Genomic DNA, 18,211 nt, shown 5'->3' with positions numbered 1-18,211 from the left:
AAATACACAATTAGCTTTTAGTTAACCCACTCTTTAAAACACTGGCTATGATAAAAATCAATAACACGGCTGATACACCGTAACAAGCATAAACAACATTGTTAGCGGCCACGCCGGTTTTGTTAGATGCTGCAATAGCAACCAGTGCCCAAATACCAACCAAAGCAAAAGGATGCAGTTTTTTGGTAAGCAGGACAGCAACGTTAACAATACCTGCTACAATGATCATGATGATGGTCCAGGTGATGCCCGGTATTCCCCAGCCATCCCAGCTAAGTTTAGTAAGCAGGGCAGCCACATTTGCAATGAGCGCTACCGATACCCATCCGAAATAAATATTAAAGGGCCATTTCACCATTAAAAGCGTTTTGTTGTCAAAACGTTCGCGCCTGCCCTTGGTAATGCTCATATTGATCACCAGTAGCGATACCAACAAGGTTATCATCAAAAAAACAGACACCACCAGTTCATCATTTAGCCACGCAAAAACCCATGCCGAATTAGCCACACATGATATAACAAACCACCATCCTATTTTGGTAACTACCTCGTTGCTGCGCTCTTTAATTGTACTCCAGTTAAAAAAAATAAAACCGGCCAAACCCAAATAGATCACGCCCCATATAGAAAAGGCGTAACCGGCAGGAGTGAAGTAATTCTGGTAACGGTCTGATATGGTTTTCATGGTATTACCATTGATCAAACCGGTATTGGACAAGTAATTTATAACAATGGTTATAGCAAGGGCGATGGTATTGATTATGGCGAATGTTCTTTTCATGACTTTGGTAATAATGAATTTGTTATTAACACCTACACAGGCCGTTTGTTGATATTGACTGACAATATACCTGTGGTGGTTTTGTCAAGCAAGAATGGCTTTTTGGTAATATAAGTTATTTTTAAGGATAAAATACAAATCCCACAAAAACTATCCGTTTGTTCACACATGTTTCTTATATTGTGACACTGTTAGTGAAACATGGCCTCAATAAAAGTCCTTTTGAGAGAAAAATCAGATTGCACGCCTGATAAAAAGGCTGAGGGTGCAATCAAATTGCGAAATACGCATCACTCTCATGTTGGACCAATCCCCAAGGCAGAGCACCAGCTTACAACCCTTAAACCTCTTTCGCTCATTGTAAAGCCGGCATAAAATCCTAAACCATTCTAATAAAATAAATATGAAACACCTTTATTACATTTTTGCTTTAGCGCTGTTAACAACGCTAAATGCCTGTTCAAACAAAGACACCGGGCCAACACCTGAACCGCCAAATTCAACTCCGATCCTCGCGGGCTTTACGCCCGCAAGTGGAAAAGCCGGAACAACTGTCACGATCACGGGCGCTAACTTTGGTACAGATGCCAACGCCGTAACGGTCAAATTTGGAAATGCCGGCACAGTTAAGCCTAAAACAATTACCGCAAGCCAGCTCACGGTTGAAGTACCAAACGATGCCACTACCGGTATGATAGCAGTTGTTGTTAACGGCACAACTTTAACAACCACTAGTTCTTTTACAGTAGAACAATCTACACAAACATTGGTATATTCAAGGACCATTAACCTGCCGTCTGCGAAATCATATCTTGCGAGTGCGGGGCTTGACACCAAACTCTTTTTTGTAGGGACCAATGCTGACGGTATGGGCAGTACCATTGATATGTACGATACTGTAGCAAAAGCTTGGACTACAGAGCCAATGCCTATACCTCGCGTTAAACTGGCTGCAGCCGCTGCGGGTAATAAAGTAATTTTTGGAGGCGGTGATGCTGCCAATGGTAGCAGTGATGCTTTAGATATTTACGACACAAATGCTAAAACATGGAACCATACAGGTAAACTATCGCAGGGGCGTTACCATTTGGCTGCAGCCGCTGCTGGAAATAAAATTATTTTTGCAGGCGGTGATAATGACAATGCCGGATACGTTGCGACCGTTGATATCTATAACACCACTAACAATACCTGGGAAACACCAACAACGCTTAAAGGCGGCGTCCGCCGTAAGTTTAACGGCGCATCTACAGGAAATTTCATCATGTTTGCCGGCGGCGAGGACGGTACAGCTAATATAGCTTCCAAAAATGTTGATATTTATGATGTGAGCACAGGTGCCTGGACCTTATCAACTATGCCAAAAGCGACCTATGGTTTTACAGGTATTGGTGCAGCCGATAAAATAGTTTTTGCAAAAGGCGGTGGAATAAACGGTGAATCACCAATCATCGGCAATGCTTCCACAACACCAGTATGGTCAAATTTTACACCACCACATTCATATTATGTTACGGCCTCTGCGGGTAATTTTATGATTTTTGCCGGAACGAAAACTGTTGATATTTATAATGCAGTAACAGGAACATGGCAGTCGTTAACCCCAACTTCTAATCTTGAATATATGTATGCTGCATCAACAGGAAAAACCATTATGCTGATTGGCAGGCCATTCGGTACAACCGGTTCAGCCGTAACTGCTGATATATTCACGCTGGTTACAAAATAAGATTAAGCGCTAATTCGTATTGATCGCGCTTGCAGGATAAAAAAAAGGTTGCTCCGAAAGAGCAACCTTTTCAAATATCGGACTTTATTCCGACGTACCCAGAGCCGGAGTCGAACCGGCACGGTTTCCCACAGGTGTTTGAGACCAGCGCGTCTACCAATTCCGCCATCTGGGCATTACTTCACTGAGAGTGGATTTAAGTTCTCAGAAGCGGGATGCAAATGTATCTAAACTCTCTTTAATTCGCAATAAATATTTTTGTCTGTAGTAAATATTTGCAATTTCATTCAGCCTGCTCTCTTTCGCAGTATCGTTCAACTGCTCGTAATATGTAGTAAATGTTGCCAGCTCATCATTCAGATCTCCCTCAATAGCAAGTACTTCGTTATTAATAGCCGCCCAATCTTCTTTACTTTCAATTTCCATCAGCCGCTCATTAATTTCCATCATTTCCATTAAAAAATCTCCGGGTAATTGTGGTTTTGCGCCCTCGCTAACCAAATTATGCTCGCGCAAAATGTATTCAAGGCGCTTATTTGGGTCGGCTAAAGTGTGGTAAGCTTTGTTATTAATGGTACTTAGTTCCAGTATATCCTGTTGCTTTTCGTCGCTTTCATTAGCGTAAAAATCGGGGTGGTATTCTTTGCTTAACTCGTAAAATCTTTTTTTCAGGAACGCAGTATCCGGATTAAATGATTCGGGTATGGCGTAAAAGTCAAAATAGTTGATCATGAGGTAAAGTTATCACATCCAAACATAAAAAATCTATCTTTGCTCAAAATAAGCCTGATATGTTATTTGAACAAATACGGCAAAAGCCGTTTTTTATACTGGGCCCATGTGTAATGGAAAACCAGGACTTGTTACTTACCGTTGCCGAAAAAGTGGCCGAAATTGGACAAAAATATAACGTGCCGGTGGTTTTCAAATCATCGTTTGATAAAGCTAACCGTACTTCCATCAGCTCTTACCGTGGACCAGGTATTCAGCGCGGTATGGAAATGCTGCAAAAGGTGAAGGAACAGTTTGGCTTGCCTGTTACTACTGATATTCACGAACCTTTTCAAGCGGCCATAGCTGCCGAAGTGGTTGATATATTACAGATCCCTGCCTTTTTATGCCGCCAGACAGATCTTCTGGTTGCTGCTGCAAAAACAGGTAAAATTGTGAATGTGAAAAAGGCGCAGTTCCTATCTGGTCAGGATATGTTTTATCCTGCTCAAAAGGTATTGGAAGCCGGCAACGAACAGGTTATTTTAACTGAACGCGGCAATAGCTTTGGCTATAATAACCTTGCGGTCGATTTCAGGAATATATATGATATGAAGAAATTTGGTCACCCTGTTTGTATGGATGCCACCCACTCGGTACAACGTCCTGGCGGTGCAGGCGGCAAAACAGGTGGCGACCGTACTTTTGTACCTATGATGGCGCTTGCTGCCAAAGCCTTTGGCGCCGACGGTTACTTTATGGAGACACACCCTGATCCGGACAATGCGCTGAGCGACGGCCCTAACATGGTTAAGCTGCATGAGCTGGAAGAAGTGATCAAACCGTTATTATAACTGTTCATCGCTCACTAAAATGAAGGCCATAGCCAAACGTGTTTTTGATATTGAGATTGAGGGACTACAAAAGGTAGCATCGTCTTTAGATGATGTTTTTACCGCAGTGGTGAATGCTTTATTGGCGTGCAGCGGGAAGGTGATTGTGGCAGGCGTGGGCAAGTCGGGTATAATTGGTAAAAAGATATCGGCAACGCTTTCCAGCACTGGCACTCCCAGTTTTTTTCTGCATCCCGGCGATGCCTTTCATGGCGATCTGGGTATAGTAGGTTCAAATGATGCTGTTATACTTATTTCTTACTCGGGAGAAACAGATGAGTTGCTGCGTATCATTCCTTTTTTAAAATGGAATAATAACTTAATTATCAGCATAACAGGCAACACTGCTTCAACTATTGCTAAAAACAGCAATTACCATTTAAATGCCGCTATTACCCGCGAGGCCTGCCCGCTGGCTCTGGCGCCAACAGCATCAACCACAGCTGCCTTGGTTATGGGCGATGCTTTAGCCGTTGCACTGATGGAGCAACGCGGATTCAAAGAAGAAGATTTTGCCCGCTTTCATCCGGGTGGTAGTTTGGGGCGCAAGTTGCTTACTAAGGTAAAAGACCTTATGCGCACAGAGGATCTCCCTTTAATTGATATTGAGGCGAGTTTTACTGATGTATTGATGCGCATGTCAACCGGTAGGCTGGGCCTGGTGATAGTAGGAAGTGCCGATGCCGTTAAAGGTATTATAACCGATGGCGACCTGCGCCGCGCACTCTTAAAAAATCCCGATACTTCAATGCTTACCGTTATCGGTATGATGACATCTGATCCGGTAATTGTTGATGAGGAGACCTTCATCAGCAACGCAGAACAGATAATGATGGAGAGAAAGATAACTACCTTATTGATAGGTTTAGCTGAGAAACGTGCCGTAACAGGCGTTTACCAAATTTATAATACTGCCCAATAGTAATAAAACAAAAAGGCGATGTATGGAAACATCGCCTTTTTAGTTTATGGTTGCCTAAATGTTATCGCCAACCTAAGGCTGGTGCTACGTGCTCTAATATGGCAGATAGGACGTGCACGTTGTAATCTACGCCCAAAGTATTCGGGATGGTCAATAACAGTGTATCCGCTTCTTGTATGGCTTCGTCTTTTGCCAATTCTTCAATCAGCTTATCAGGTTCGGCAGCATAACTTTTGCCAAATACCGCACGCCTGTCTTTTTCAATATATCCAAAGCTGTCCGCAGCTTTACCTTGCTGACCAAAATAATACCTGTCCTGGTCATTCACCAAAGCAAATATCGACCGGCTGACTGATACCCTTGCTTCACGCTCGTGACCTGCTTTTTTCCAGGCCTCTTTGTATAGCCTTATCTGCTCTGCTTGTTGAATATGGAACGGTTTGCCGCTCTCGTCAAATTTCAAGGTTGAACTTTGCAGGTGCATGCCTTGCTCCGCCGCCCAAACAGCGGTTGCATTTGATGCCGCTCCCCACCATATGCGTTCGCGCAGGCCTTCAGAGTACGGTTCGAGTCGCAATAGGCCCGGTGGATTAGGGAACATTGGGTAGGGGTTAGGCTGCGCAAAGCCAACGCCATTCAGTTTATCTAAAAATTCGAGCGCTTTCTTTCTGCCCATGTCAGCATCTGTTTCACCTTCGTCCGGTTGATAGCCAAAATATCGCCAGCCCTCAATCACTTGCTCAGGCGAACCTCTGCTTATACCTAACTGCAATCGTCCCCCCGAGATAAGATCAGCCGCGCCGGCATCTTCTATCATGTACAGCGGATTTTCATAGCGCATATCAATTACGCCGGTGCCTATTTCAATTGTATTGGTTTTAGCGCCAACAGCTGATAACAGCGGGAATGGCGAAGCTAACTGCGCCGCAAAATGGTGCACACGAAAGTAAGCGCCGTCTACACCAATTTCTTCAGCGGCAACCGCTAAGTCTATTGATTGCAGCAAAGTATCGCTGGCTGTACGGGCATTATAAGCGGGATGGTTAGACCAGTGCCCGAAAGATAAAAAACCTATTTTTTTCATTACAGGTAAAGTTAATGAGGTTAAATCAGATGCGTATCAGAGAAACGTCAACTTGCTTTGACAAAGCTTTTCTAAAAGCTAACCAACAAACTCAAGTCCCCATTTATGCAATTCATTTATGCTGGGTTGGAGTTTTTCACCCTTTGTAGTTAACGTATATTCAACTGTTGGGGGTACCGTAGCAAATACCTGTCGGGTAACAATTCCATTAGCCTCCATGTTTTTCAGTTCTTTCACCAGCATGCGTGTGTTGATGTTGGGTATAAGTCGTTCTAACTCACTGAAACGCTTTTTGCCGGTGAATAAAGCATAAATGATTGACATTGACCATTTGCCTCCTATTACATCCAAAATTTCCTGAAGCGCACACCTTGATTCATTTTTATTATTTTTTTTATCCATTGTAAGTAGCTGATTATGTTCAAAGCTTTACTGTGTGTTATTACTATACAAAAGTGTAACTACTTTCAAAAGTAAAGTAATGTATTTTACTTTGCAACTTATTTAGATAAGAACATGGACAATAACAAACAAATGGTTGCATTGGTAACCGGCGGAACAAAAGGCATAGGCAAAGCCATTGCCGATAAATTAAGTAGCAAAGGCGTGCAGGTAGTGATAACTGCCAGGACAGCCCCGCAGAATGATAGCCCAGCGCATCATTTCATTGCGTCAGATCTTTCTGTAGCGGGTAGCGCTGAAACTGTTGCGAAAGAGATTTTGGAGAAATACGGTAGGATAGACGTTATCATAAATAACGCGGGTGCTAATCTAAGTCCGGGTGGTGGTTTCAATATGCTTGAGGATGAACATTGGTTTAACGACTGGCAGTTGAACTTTATGTCGGCTGTGCGTATCAATAAAGCTTTGGTCCCTGTGATGCTTGAACAACAAAGCGGAGTTATCATTAATATTTCTACCGTTGCAGCAACATTGCCGCTTTGGGAGATGACCATGTCTTACTCCTCAGCAAAGGCTGCTTTGAATGCCTATAGTAAAGCATTGGCGAATGAATTAGGCAGTAAGGGCATACGTGTAAACGTGGTGTCGCCCGGTGTGGTTAAAACCCCGTTGATGATGGAGTTTATAGATAACCTGGCAAAAACGTCTCAAATAACCTTTGACGAAGCTTTTAAAAGCGTAATGGATAAAGTTGGCGTGCCCTTGGGCAGAATGGCCGAGCCAGATGAAATAGCCAACATTGTAGCATTTTTAGCTTCTGGAGAAGGCAAATACATTACAGGAGTCAACTATTTTGTTGACGGTGGTATTGTGCCAACGGTGTAAGTGATTATGTACAGGGTGTCGCTATTGATAGGGACACCCTGTACATAACCAATATGGTCGTTTAAACAAACCAAAATCGGACGTTTAAGCAAAGTCGGACTTTAAAATGGTATTTACCTTTGTTTCATCAACAACAAATAAAAATTATAAAGATGGAACAGAATAATTATCAGGGAGTACTGCAACAGCTAATTGGTTCGGGTTTTGACGCAAGATCAACAGCAAAGGACGTGATCAACGGCATTGACCTTACCGGAAAAATTGCTATTGTAACAGGCGGCAACACAGGCATAGGCCTGGAAACCACCAAAACATTGGCATTGGCCGGAGCAACAGTTATTGTTCCTGCAAGAGACATAGAAAAGGCAAAGCACAACCTTAGCAGAATAGCAAATGTAGAAATTGAAGCAATGGATTTAATGAATTCTGCCTCAATTGACGCATTTGCTGAAAAATTTTTAGCTTCGGGAAGACCGCTTCACCTGCTGGTCAATAATGCGGGCATTATGTGGGTGCCCCTTCGCTATGACAGCCGCGGTATCGAATCGCAACTCGCCACTAATTACCTGGCTCAATTTCAGTTAACAGCAAGGTTATGGACTGCGCTCAAAAAAGCTAATGGGGCCAGGGTCGTTAATGTGTCTTCACAAGGCCACCAGTTCGGTACATTTTATTTTGATGATCCCAATTTTCAGAATCGCGCTTATGAAACGTTACAGGCTTACGGGCAATCCAAAACAGCCACTAATTTATTTTCGGTAGAGTTAGATAATCGTGGCAAAGCTTTCAATGTACGGGCATATAGTCTGCATCCAGGCTCTATTGCGGGAACAGAGTTGGGAAGAGACGCTTCTTTGGAACTTTTCCAAAAGATGGGCTTTGTGGATGAAGCAGGGAATATGCTTCCCGAGGTATTGGCTTCACTCAAAACCATACCACAAGGTGCAGCCACAACAGTATGGTGCGCCACTACGCCGTTGCTTGATGGTATAGGTGGAGTATATTGTGAAGACTCAGATGTTGCCCCACTGGCAGCTGATAGTGAGATTTCTACCGGTGTTAGACGATACTCACTGGACAAGGACGATGCCGAACGCCTGTGGAAATGGAGCGAAGAAATCAGTGGCTTATCTTTTTCAATTAACTAACCCCATTGGCAGAAGTTGTGAAAACGCTTGAACGTGGCCAGATTAAAATATATTTATCTTTACATAGTGTCTTCTCAAACCGATAGATATACGAACTACACAATGCAATACGAAGCAAAATATATAACAGATGATATTAAGCTTTCCTGCTACGAGGACAGTTTCTTTAAATCGGATATAGTTTTTGAACATCACATGCTGATCTGGTTCATTTCGGGTGAAACTAAGATTGTACAGGCAGATGCTACTTATACTTTTAAGGAAGGGGATATTTTCCTGATCCCAAGAAATCAGCTGTCTACTATCATTAACTATCCCAAAGATGGGAAACCGCATAAGACGGTTGTAATGCACCTTACCACAGCAAGGTTGAGAGATTTTTATACTGATCTGGATGTAAAGGATACAACTGCCGAATTGCAGAAAATCTTCCATTTCAGCAATCATCCTTTATTGGCAAGTTGTCTATCATCCCTGATACCCTATTTTGAAATGAAAAATATACCTGGGGATATCGCATCATTGAAAATTACAGAGGCAATCAGCATACTAAGGGTGATAGACAAGCGTATAGATAATTTATTGGCGAACTTTGAGGAGCCGGGTAAGATAGATCTGGCGGGCTATATGGAAAAGAACTTCATGTTCAATCTTCCTTTGGAAAAATTCAGCTACCTAACAGGGCGGAGCCTTACAACGTTTAAAAGGGATTTCGGCAAAATATTTAATACAACTCCTCAACGCTGGCTTACCCAAAAGCGATTGGAACTGGCACATTATCAGTTTACGGAAAAACAGAAACGCCCCATTGATGTGTGTTATGAAACGGGATTTGAAAATCTGTCCCACTTTTCATATGCATTTAAGAAACACTATGGTTATTCACCTACAGAGCTGCTCACCCAGATCCGCTGCTGATCATTAAAAATGGTTCGGCTCAGAAAGCTCTTTGTATCTTAAAATCCACAAGGCAATGGTTTAATCTAAAAGTAAAAGCCTCCAAAATGATTTATTTTGAAGGCTTTTACTTTTAAGTGCGGAAGAAGGGACTCGAACCCCCACGCCGTGAAGCGCCAGATCCTAAGTCTGGTGCGGCTACCAATTACGCCACTTCCGCATTAGGATTTTTAATGAGTCGCAAAGATAGCTTTATTTAACGTATTTGGAAAAGTAATTTCACTTTTTTTGTTTTTCTAACTTGATTTAAGCATGCTTAGGTTTCACAATGCTGTTTATCAAATACTTAAAGTTTAAAATAAAAACGGGGGTAAAAATATTTGTACCCCGTTTTATCAATGCTGTTGCAACTAAGCTTATGGCTTTTTTACTTTATAACCTAAACCAATATTAACGTTCACAAATACATTGCTTTGTTTGTTGTTAGGCCTATTGTTAAGGTTGTGATTGCCTTCAACTTTCCAGTTACTGTCAGACGTTTGAAGGTAATAACCAATCCTCACACCTATAGGGATGTAACGTTTAATGGTATAATTATCCATCTGTTTGTCTTTAGCGCGGATCAGGTAATCAAAGCCACCGCCAAACTCCAAACCAAAGCGTGGGTTCCACAGTGTTTTGCTTGATGTTGAATTAAGTATTTCAGATGAAAAATCTGATGTGCTTTGCATTCTGCGGTCGTCGCGTATGCGTAACATGGCCTGAGATAAGTTTAAGCCCACGAACGGGAATACGCGCATATTTTCGCGTGTTGAAACGTTATAACCTGCACGACCATAAATTTGAAACTGGTTGTATTTAGCATGAACGCCGTTCACAGGGTTGTTGCCCGATGTAGAGGTGAAGCTCGCTCCTATACCATCTTCAATGATCAACTTTTTGTATTCGTGATTCATTGACAGGTTTAACCAGTAATTGTTATCCGGTAATGAGGGGATGCCGTTGGCGTTTAATATCCCGTTAAGCTGCCCTAATTTGGCTTCGCGATACATGCCCTGTATCTGCATGGTACCGGCAAATTCTTTTTTTGTATCCTGCGCGCTGGCCGACATTGTTACGGCGCCTAATGCTGTGGCAAGTGCAATTGTGCTTGTTAGTTTGTACATATAGGTTTTATATTGTTTACACTAACAAGCCAGAAGTAAGCAGATTGTTTTATTTCACACTTTGTAGCTATAGCCGGGCATCAAATCTTGCAATTAGCTGACAAAATCCGGCTTTCCGCTTTTTATCCAACTAATAACACATTTTATTTCGCCATAGCTGTAATTATCTCCCAAAATCTCTTTTAATGGCGCGAGGCGGTCATCGCCATATTTTTCAACGGCATCCTGAATAAATGGTATTTTTTGTGGCGATACCAACGCGGTAATTTCCATTTCGCCTTGCTCAATAAAGTAAGCTAAATGCCCTTCAATAGTTGTAGTTGACAAACCTCGCTCAGCGGCAATTTCGGCAATCGTTTTGCCCGCTTTATATAGCTCAAAGCTCTCATTTTGGGTGCCGTTCTTTTTTGTGGCAACACTTCCGGCCTTACGCTCGCGTTTGGGTTTACGAAGTGCCATTTTTGTGGATAAGCCTTTTGCAGCGCAATGACTTTTTACCGGTGCTAAAAATTCCCTGCCATAACGCGCCAGTTTAATATCGCCAAAGCCGGAGATAAGACGCAACTCATCCAGACTTTGCGGTAAATAAGTTGCTATTTCAACCAATGTGTTATCACCTAAAATAACGTAAGGCGGCACATTTTGACTTAAAGCAATATCACGTCTCACCTCTTTTAACAGGTCAAATACTTCGGGTTCTATTGGCAGCGCAACCTCTTCTTCGCGCTCATCCATAAACTGCGATGCTATCAATTGAACTTTTTCCAGCCCTTTTAAAACGGCATCGCTTTTCTCTGTCAGCTTTAAAACAGGATATTCGCCACCGGAGGTTTGCAGGTAACCCTGAATAACCAGATCGCGCAGGTAACGCTGCCAATCGGCCATGGCAATGTCTGCGCCAATGCCATAGGTTTTTAGTTGCTTATGTTCTTCTCTGATCTTTTCGCTTTTTGAGCCTCGTAAAAACTGCAACACGTAACCAGCACCAAAACTTTCCTTCAATCTTGCAACTGCCGACAGTGCCTTTTGTGCTATGAGTGTGCCGTCAAAACGTTCAACCTCGGTTAAACAAACATCGCATGAACCGCAATTGGCTGGAGCGTTCTCGTCAAAGTATTTGAGCAAGTATTGTCTGCGGCAGGTTTGCAGTTCGCAAAAATGCACCATATCGTCCAGCTTCTTCAGCAAAATTTTGGTTTGCTCCGGGTTGTCTTCAATTCGGGCAAAGTCTTTTAGTTTCTTGGCATCGCCGGGCGAGTAGTACAATACAGCATCAGAGGGCAGGCCATCACGTCCGGCTCGACCGGTTTCCTGATAATATCCTTCTATGTTTTTAGGCAGATCCATGTGCACCACATACCGCACGTTTGATTTATTGATACCCATACCGAAGGCAATGGTGGCTACAATGATCTTCACATCATCTCGCAAAAAAGCTTCCTGATTGCGGGCCTTTGTGGCATGGTCTAAACCAGCGTGATAAGCCTCTGCCAAAAAGCCTTCAGCTTTAAGGTCCTCGGCCAATCGCTCTGTTGATTTTCGCGAGAGGCAGTAGATAATACCCGAATCGTTTTTGTGCTTATCTAAAAATGCCAGGAGCTGATCAAAGCTATTTCGCTTAGGCTTTACAGTATAGGTAATATTCTCGCGGTTGAAGGACGACACAAAAACGTGCGGCTCTTTTAGCGCCAGCTTTTCAAGAATATCTTTTTGCGTAAGTTTATCTGCGGTGGCTGTAAGGGCAATTACAGGTACGGCGGGAAAGTGTTGCTTTAACCCGGCCAGCATTAAATATTCCGGCCTGAAATCATGGCCCCATTGCGATATGCAATGCGCCTCATCAATAGCTATTTGAACCACCTTTAAGGTTTTCAAAAAGTCTAACAGCCTGCTTTCAGCACTAAACAATCTTTCTGGTGCGAGGTAAAGTAACCTGATCTCGTTATTACGCAATCTCTGTATCAGCTGTTGCTGCTCATCATTGCTTTGTGATGAATTTAAAAAAGCGGCGGGTATGCCGTTTACGTTCAGGCTGTCCACCTGGTCTTTCATCAAAGCTATCAAAGGCGATATTACAATGGTCAAACCATTCAATAATATAGCAGGCAGTTGATAGCAGAGCGATTTACCTCCGCCTGTAGGCATCAGCGCCAGCACATCTTCGCAGTTTAAAACATGCTTGATGATCTGTTCCTGGTTGTGCCTGAAATTGCTATAACCAAAATATTGCTGTAAGGCCTGGTTGGGTGTCATATTGCAAAGCTAATTATTTTAGCATTAAGGTGTTGCGTTTTTTTCTTTTTTCCTATATGCGCTTCCTAAAAGATGAGTATCTAAAATTAAAAGCTTTATGTAACTTTAAATTATAAACCAATTGTTAATGAGATCGCTTCCTGTGTTAATAGCTGTTATGCTAACGGCTTTATATTTCAATACGTCGGCTCAAAAGTTAGCTGATCCTATTTTGCTATGGCCGCAAGGGGCACCGGGCGCTACCGGAACGAGCGACGAAGATAAACCTGCCGTTATCCCGTTTATACCTGATGCTGCCAAACGTAATGGTGCCGCGGTATTGGTAGTGCCCGGTGGTGGCTTTACCATAAGGGCGGTTGACCATGAAGGGGTTTTGGTTGCGCAATGGTTAAAGGAGCATGGCATAACCGCATTTTTGCTACGTTACAGGTTAAGGCCATTATATAACCGCCCCGAATGGCTGGCAGATGGGCAACGCGGTATGCAGTTCATCCGAGCGCATGCAGCAGAATACAGTATCTCTCCCAACAGGGTAGGCGCAGTTGGCTTTTCGGCAGGGGCAACTTTGATCGCAGATTTAACTTTAAATGCAAAGCCGGCTCAAGCTAATGCTACAGATCCGCTTGAGCGACTGTCAGGCAAACCCGATTTTTTAATCTTAGCCTACGGTTCAACCCGAGTTGCTGATGGCGCTGATTTGACTACCATGCCGCCAACTTTTATGTATGGAACTGTGGAAGACAAAGGCAGCCAAACCGGCATGTTGGATATGTATACTCGTTTATATAAGGGTGGCGCTCCGGTTGAGGCTCATTTTTTCAGGAATGGTATTCACGGGACAGGCTTTGCCCTTGGCGACCCGGTTTTGGGCGAATGGACAACTTTGTTATATAACTGGCTGTTGGAAGGAGGCTACTTAACTGCTAAACCCCAGGTGGAGCTAGCAGGTGTTGTAAAGCTGGATGGTTCGCCGTTATTAAAAGGTATGGTGATACTTACGCCGGTACATGATAAAAATGCTCCGCCCGTAATTATTTATATGAACAACACAGGTACAGGTGAACTGGGCAGATTTTTAGTAGCAAAAAATCAGGGACCTGTAGAAGGCCGTTATAAAGTTGAAGTAAGGCAAGATGCTACACGCTGGACAAGCAACTCCCGCGAACCTTTTATGATTGCCATGATGGATAAACAAAGCAAAGGTACATTGACCGATGCCGATAGAAAGGAGTGGGGCGAATACATCCGCAAGCGCAACCTGTCGCCAAGCATTTACAAGCAGCGTGTTTTTGCGCGCAAACATCCCCGTGATAGGTCTAATTACATCATCGACATTAAAAGCGGTAAGGATGTGTTGATAGAGGTGTTTAGTAAATAAGCTCATTTATAGAACCTTGTCGGGCGTTATAGGCAAATCTCGTACACGCTTTCCGGTCGCATTGAACACCGCATTAGCTATAGCCGCTGCAACGCCCACTATTCCTAATTCGCCCACACCCTTGATTCCCATCTTGTTGGGTTTGGTGTCGGTTTCATTCAGGAAGATAACGTCCATTTTGCCTGCATCCATATTAACGGGTACGTGGTAGTCAGCAAAAGAGCGGGTGGCAAAGTTACCCCAACGTGGATCTACTATTGATTCTTCGGTGAGCGCCATACCAATACCCCAGATGTTACCGCCAATAATTTGAGAACGGGCAGTTTTAGGGTTAAGGATTTTACCCGCACCAACAACAGCTAAAAAACGACTAACCTTGATCATACCTGTATGGGCATTGACTCTTACCTCGGCAAAGTTGGCATTAAAACTATGACTTGAATATTGAGCGGCTTCTGCGGGCGGTTGCGCGTCTGCTTTGGTCTCAAATTCAGTTATGTTTTCTGATTGCATTAACTGGTTGGCGGTAGGTCGCACAAAGAACTGCTTACCCGATTTGGCTAACAACTCGTTTGTGATTTTTTCACAGGCTTCATTTACCGCATTGGCAAAGCTTGAAGCGCCCACCGAGCCAACTGAACCTGCAGCAGCAGGCAGGTCAGAATCGCCAAGTTTAACGGTGATATAGTTAATAGGTATCCCTAATCCATCAGCAGCGGTTTGCGCCAGTATGGTAAAAGTGCCGGTACCTAAATCGGAAGCGGCAATTTCAATAAGTGCTGTTACCTTACCGCCTGAGCGGGAGAGTTTGATTTTAGCCGAACTGGGCCTTTGTCTGGCCGGATAAGTTCCGCAGGCCACGCCATAGCCAATGTATTCATCGCCGACTTTGTTCATCATGGGCTGTGCTTTACGCTTGTTCCAGCCAAATGCTTTTGCGCCTTCCTGCAAACACTTAATGGTGGTGCGCGACGACCACGGTTTGCCGTTGGACGGATCTTTCTCCGGATAGTTTTTTATCCTGAGTTCAATTGGGTCCATCTTCAAAGCATAAGCCAACTCATCCATAGCTGATTCTAAAGCGAAACTACCTGTTGAATGCCCGGGGCCGCGGGTATAGGTAGGCAGGATCAAATTCATCGGCGCTACCTTATAACTTATGAGCGAGTTAGGCACCTCATACATCATTTTTGAACCCTCGCCACAACCTTCTATATATTCCTCGGCAATGGCAGTATGCGTAGTTGTCTGGTGGGCAAGACTAACCAGTTTGCCATCAGCCGTGGCACCTAAATTTAATTTCTGAATATTTTGCTGACGAAACCCCACCGAATTAAACATTTGCTGCCTGGTGAGCGCCAGCTTTACCGGGCGGTTAACCATTTTGGCCGCTACAGCCGCTAATGCCATGTTGGCCCACTGCCCGCCTTTTGAACCAAAGCCGCCACCAATGTATGGCGATACTATGCGTACGTTTTCGGGCTTGATATTCAATGTATTTGCTGCTGCAGATTGTGCCCCGTTGATGATCTGTGAGCCATTATACAAAGTCAATTTTTCTCCCTCCCACACGGCAATGGATGAATGCGGCTCCATGGGATGGTGATGCTCAATAGGGGTATGATAAGTTACTTCTAACTTAACAGCCGCATTTTGAAAAGCGCTTGCAGCATCGCCTTTAACAACATCAGCCATTTCACGGCCCTTGGGTGTTGTAGCTTCGGTAGCCAGTTTATCAAAGTCGGTTTTTCCCGGTGCCTGCTCATAATCTACTTTAACCAGCTTAGCGGCAGCGGTTGCCTGCTCAAAACTCTCAGCCACTACCATGCCAATATGCTGACCGTGAAATAATATCTCCGGCCCCTGCAGTAATGCACCACCACGCAGGCCGCCTTTAACATTTAGTTTTGGTGCATTCTCGTGTGTTATTACTGCTAATACCCCCATTTGTCTACGGGCCTCGGTACTGTCAATGCGCTTTATAGTTCCGGCAGCTATGGTGCTTTTAAAGATAACGGCATAAGCCATGTCCTTAACAGGGTAGTCGGTTGCGTAGTTAGCTTTTCCTGTCACTTTCAAAAGGCCGTCAATACGGTCAATGCCTTTGCCAATGCTGGTGTTTTTGTCTTCCATAACCAATTAACCTTTAAGGGCTTGTTTGAGGGCTAATACAATAGTGCGTTTGCCCATTTCTACTTTAAATTTATTATGTTCTAACGGTTTAGCATCCCGCATGGCTATCTCCGCCGCTTCGCGGAAATTAGCTTCGGTTGCGGATTTGCCTTTTAAGAACGCTTCGGCTTCAGTGGCAGCCCACGGCTTATGAGCCACACCGCCCATAGTTATGCGGGCAGACGATATGGTATTGCCACTAAGGTTTAACGCTGCGGCTACTGATACCAATGCAAAAGCGTAAGAGTTTCTGTCGCGAACCTTTACATAAGCAGAATGCGCAGCGAAATTGTTAGGCGGTATTTCAATTGCTGTTATCAAATCGCCACGCTGCAGATTATTATCTTTTTCAGGTTGATTGCCAGCTAATCGATGAAAATCTGCCATTGCGATGGTTCTTTCTTTTCCATCAATACTCAAAACTTTAACACGGGCGTTAAGCGCCAATAAAGCAACAGCCATGTCAGATGGATAAACCGCGATACAACTTTCCGACCAGCCAAATATGGCGTGCATCCTGTTAATGCCTTCCATGGCACCACAACCGGTGCCGGGTTCGCGTTTGTTGCAGGGCATGCTCACATCGTAAAAATAGCTGCAACGGGTTCGCTGTAATAAATTGCCGCCATTGGTAGCCATGTTCCTGATCTGTGCCGACGCACCGGCCAATATGGCTTTACTCAGCAACGGATAATTTTTACGAACAACAGGATGATTAGCCGCTTCGGTATTTTTACCTAACGCGCCTAATGTAAGGCCGCCATCTGCCAGTTGCTTAATTCCGGTAAGCGTCAAACCGCCAAGATTTATCAATTCGTCCGGATGCGCCACATCCTCTTTCATCAGGTCGATAATGTTAGTACCGCCTGCTAAAAAACTGGCATTTATATTTTTGCTGAGCAGGTTAACCGCTGAAGTTGCGCTGTCGGCTTTGGTAAATTTAAATGGTCTCATTGCCTCAATATTTTATCCTACAAATTGCCAGGTTTGTTCAACTGCTTTTCCTGTTTGCGCTTCTTTAATTGCTGCCACAATGTTGGGGTAGGCTCCACAACGGCAAATGTTGCCCGACATGCGTTCGGCAATTTCATCATCTGATAATGTGATAGATGATTGAGGTTGCCTGATATTGGATGTAATATAACTGGCCTGTCCTTCTTTAGCTTCCTTCATCAACGCCACCGCTGAGCATATCTGCCCCGAAGTACAAAATCCGCATTGAAAGCCATCATGTTTCAGAAAGGCAGCCTGCATAGGGTTGAGGGTGTTATTTTTAGCCAGCCCTTCTACAGATATCACTGATCTACCCTCGCAGGTAGCTGCCAGGGTAAGGCACGAGAGCACGCGGTTGCCGTCGACAATAACCGTGCATGCACCACATTGGCCGTGATCGCAGCCTTTTTTTGAACCTGTAAGGCCAAGGCGTTCCCGCAAGGTATCCAACAAAGTCATTCTTGAATCAACCACTACGTTAACAGATTGGGTATTGATCTTGAAATTGACTGTAACTGCATTTTCAACCGCGGCAGGAGGGAATTCCTGCACATCCAAAGCAACACCACGGGCCAGCGCCTGTTCGGCACCTACTACGTAGGCAGCCAATAAACCGGCCGAAGCCAGACCTATGAGTTTCATGAAATGCCGGCGGTTAAGGCCGCTATCAATTATCTCTTCTAACTCTTCGGGCATAAGGTCGCCAAAGAGTTTTTTTTCTTCCTCTGTTAACGGGGTTTGGTTGTTTGCCATACGTGGTGATGAATGGTTAATGCACTAATCATCAACATTAAAAC

At 43.9% G+C, this 18,211-nt stretch carries 16 protein-coding genes and 2 tRNA genes; 7 read left to right on the top strand and 11 right to left on the bottom strand.

Annotated features, from left to right (window positions below; translation table 11 throughout):
- Positions 1–10: 10 nt before the first annotated feature.
- Positions 11–781 carry a hypothetical protein gene (locus CLV57_RS12435; RefSeq protein ID WP_100341719.1) on the bottom strand — a complete coding sequence of 257 codons (771 nt, stop codon included), beginning with the start codon at positions 779–781 and terminating at the stop codon, positions 11–13.
- A gap of 403 nt (positions 782–1,184) precedes the next feature.
- Here CLV57_RS12435 and CLV57_RS12430 point away from each other — a divergent pair, with 403 nt between their 5' ends.
- Positions 1,185–2,510: a Kelch repeat-containing protein gene (locus CLV57_RS12430; protein ID WP_100341718.1), complete on the top strand. Its 1,326-nt coding sequence runs from the start codon at positions 1,185–1,187 to the stop codon at positions 2,508–2,510.
- 95 nt (positions 2,511–2,605) lie between these two features.
- Here the strand turns inward: CLV57_RS12430 and CLV57_RS12425 are convergent.
- Positions 2,606–2,685: transfer RNA gene (locus CLV57_RS12425), tRNA-Leu, on the bottom strand.
- Between the two features lie 29 nt (positions 2,686–2,714).
- A complete protein-coding gene (gene hscB / locus CLV57_RS12420) occupies positions 2,715–3,242 on the bottom strand; it encodes a Fe-S protein assembly co-chaperone HscB (protein WP_169927083.1) in 528 nt (175 codons plus the stop codon).
- Between the two features lie 59 nt (positions 3,243–3,301).
- On the opposite strand from hscB, the gene kdsA reads away from it, so the two are divergent.
- Positions 3,302–4,075 carry a 3-deoxy-8-phosphooctulonate synthase gene (gene kdsA, locus CLV57_RS12415; protein ID WP_100341717.1) on the top strand — a complete coding sequence of 258 codons (774 nt, stop codon included), beginning with the start codon at positions 3,302–3,304 and terminating at the stop codon, positions 4,073–4,075.
- Positions 4,076–4,094: 19 nt separating this feature from the next.
- On the top strand, positions 4,095–5,036 hold the full coding sequence (locus CLV57_RS12410) for a KpsF/GutQ family sugar-phosphate isomerase (protein ID WP_100341716.1): 942 nt from the start codon (positions 4,095–4,097) through the stop codon (positions 5,034–5,036).
- A 61-nt stretch (positions 5,037–5,097) separates the two neighbouring features.
- On the opposite strand, the gene CLV57_RS12405 is transcribed toward CLV57_RS12410, so the two are convergent.
- Both CLV57_RS12405 and CLV57_RS12400 read right to left on the bottom strand, forming a co-directional pair.
- Positions 5,098–6,120 (bottom strand): LLM class flavin-dependent oxidoreductase, encoded by a 1,023-nt coding sequence (locus CLV57_RS12405; RefSeq protein WP_100341715.1) that lies wholly within the window; start codon positions 6,118–6,120, stop codon positions 5,098–5,100.
- A 78-nt stretch (positions 6,121–6,198) separates the two neighbouring features.
- On the bottom strand, positions 6,199–6,522 hold the full coding sequence (locus CLV57_RS12400) for a winged helix-turn-helix transcriptional regulator (protein WP_100341714.1): 324 nt from the start codon (positions 6,520–6,522) through the stop codon (positions 6,199–6,201).
- Positions 6,523–6,636: 114 nt separating this feature from the next.
- On the opposite strand from CLV57_RS12400, the gene CLV57_RS12395 reads away from it, so the two are divergent.
- The 3 genes from CLV57_RS12395 to CLV57_RS12385 all read left to right on the top strand — a co-directional run bounded on the left by CLV57_RS12395 (position 6,637) and on the right by CLV57_RS12385 (position 9,473).
- Positions 6,637–7,407 (top strand): SDR family oxidoreductase, encoded by a 771-nt coding sequence (locus tag CLV57_RS12395; protein WP_100341713.1) that lies wholly within the window; start codon positions 6,637–6,639, stop codon positions 7,405–7,407.
- Positions 7,408–7,559: 152 nt separating this feature from the next.
- The gene (locus CLV57_RS12390) at positions 7,560–8,555 is read left to right on the top strand and encodes an SDR family NAD(P)-dependent oxidoreductase (RefSeq protein ID WP_100341712.1); all 996 of its coding nucleotides are present in this window, start codon (positions 7,560–7,562) and stop codon (positions 8,553–8,555) included.
- 102 nt (positions 8,556–8,657) lie between these two features.
- The gene (locus tag CLV57_RS12385; RefSeq protein WP_100341711.1) at positions 8,658–9,473 is read left to right on the top strand and encodes an AraC family transcriptional regulator; all 816 of its coding nucleotides are present in this window, start codon (positions 8,658–8,660) and stop codon (positions 9,471–9,473) included.
- 117 nt (positions 9,474–9,590) lie between these two features.
- Here the strand turns inward: CLV57_RS12385 and CLV57_RS12380 are convergent.
- The 3 genes from CLV57_RS12380 to recQ form a co-directional block, all read right to left on the bottom strand.
- Positions 9,591–9,672: transfer RNA gene (locus CLV57_RS12380), tRNA-Leu, on the bottom strand.
- 196 nt (positions 9,673–9,868) lie between these two features.
- The gene (locus CLV57_RS12375; protein ID WP_100341710.1) at positions 9,869–10,618 is read right to left on the bottom strand and encodes a hypothetical protein; all 750 of its coding nucleotides are present in this window, start codon (positions 10,616–10,618) and stop codon (positions 9,869–9,871) included.
- Between the two features lie 93 nt (positions 10,619–10,711).
- Positions 10,712–12,871 (bottom strand): DNA helicase RecQ, encoded by a 2,160-nt coding sequence (recQ, locus tag CLV57_RS12370; protein ID WP_100341709.1) that lies wholly within the window; start codon positions 12,869–12,871, stop codon positions 10,712–10,714.
- 127 nt (positions 12,872–12,998) lie between these two features.
- Between recQ and CLV57_RS12365 the strand changes: the two genes are divergently transcribed.
- Entirely contained in the window at positions 12,999–14,249 is a 1,251-nt protein-coding gene (locus CLV57_RS12365; protein ID WP_100341708.1) for an alpha/beta hydrolase, read from the top strand.
- A 6-nt stretch (positions 14,250–14,255) separates the two neighbouring features.
- Here the strand turns inward: CLV57_RS12365 and CLV57_RS12360 are convergent, their stop codons facing one another.
- From CLV57_RS12360 to CLV57_RS12350, 3 genes are read right to left on the bottom strand one after another with little or no spacing between them, the layout of a single operon-like run.
- Positions 14,256–16,382, bottom strand: coding sequence for a xanthine dehydrogenase family protein molybdopterin-binding subunit (locus CLV57_RS12360; protein ID WP_100341707.1), 2,127 nt, complete (start codon positions 16,380–16,382; stop codon positions 14,256–14,258).
- Positions 16,383–16,388: 6 nt separating this feature from the next.
- Positions 16,389–17,375 carry an FAD binding domain-containing protein gene (locus CLV57_RS12355; RefSeq protein WP_100341706.1) on the bottom strand — a complete coding sequence of 329 codons (987 nt, stop codon included), beginning with the start codon at positions 17,373–17,375 and terminating at the stop codon, positions 16,389–16,391.
- 12 nt (positions 17,376–17,387) lie between these two features.
- On the bottom strand, positions 17,388–18,167 hold the full coding sequence (locus CLV57_RS12350; RefSeq protein ID WP_100341705.1) for a 2Fe-2S iron-sulfur cluster-binding protein: 780 nt from the start codon (positions 18,165–18,167) through the stop codon (positions 17,388–17,390).
- Positions 18,168–18,211 lie beyond the last annotated feature (44 nt).

This window comes from Mucilaginibacter auburnensis (genome assembly GCF_002797815.1).
In the GTDB taxonomy this organism is placed as follows: domain Bacteria; phylum Bacteroidota; class Bacteroidia; order Sphingobacteriales; family Sphingobacteriaceae; genus Mucilaginibacter; species Mucilaginibacter auburnensis.
Note: the sequence above shows the minus strand (reverse complement) of the source record. Positions and strands in the feature narration are given on the sequence as shown.